This is a genomic window from Corynebacterium sp. p3-SID1194, from assembly GCF_025144155.1.
In the GTDB taxonomy this organism is placed as follows: Bacteria; Actinomycetota; Actinomycetes; order Mycobacteriales; family Mycobacteriaceae; genus Corynebacterium.
The window spans coordinates 1-660 of sequence record NZ_JALXWY010000045.1 but is presented as its reverse complement, the minus strand read 5'-3'; the positions used below and the strand labels follow the sequence as shown (position 1 = coordinate 660).

At 57.9% G+C, this 660-nt stretch carries 1 protein-coding gene; it reads right to left on the bottom strand.

The annotated features are described in order from the left end of the window. Positions 1-660: integrase core domain-containing protein (locus M3G19_RS11815; protein ID WP_259902795.1), on the bottom strand; the 660-nt coding region annotated here is incomplete at both ends.

The window sequence follows — 660 nt, the reverse complement described above, 5'->3', positions numbered from 1 at the left end:
GATCTGTGGGGGCGTTCGGTGTTGTAGTAGGCGGCGAATTCGTTGAGTTGTCGTTGAAGGTGGGGGATGGTTTCGGCGGGTGGTTGGGCGTTGATCCAGCGTTTGAGTGTTTGGTGGAAGCGTTCGATTTTGCCTTGAGTTTGTGGGTGTCCTGGCCGACCGTTTTTCTGTTGGATGCAGTTGTCGGTGAGGACTTTCTCAAAAGCGTTGCGGCCGCCTTTTCGTCCGGCTAACCGGGCGGTGAACACCAGCCCGTTGTCGGTGAGTGTGGATGCTGGCGGGCCGAAAGTGTCGATGAGGCGTTGGAGTTCTGCTGCGACAGCTGGGCCTGTAAATGCTGGCCGGGCGGTGATTGATAGCAGGTAGCGGGAGTGGTCGTCGATGAAGTCGAGGACTTCTACGCGTCTGCCGTCGATGAGAAAGAGGTAGGTGATGTCGGCTTGCCAGCATTCGTTGGGCATGGCGGCTTCAAATCTGATGTAGGAGCTGCGCGGTTTCTTTTGTGGTTGCGGGTCGACGAGTCCGGCGTCAGTGATGATGCGGCGGATTGTCGATGTTGACGGGGTGCGAAGCCCCTGCCTGTCTAGGTGGAAGGCGATGGTGTCTGGGCCTGCGTCGAGTCCTGCTTTGGTGAGTTCTTTGCGCATGTCGATGATGTGG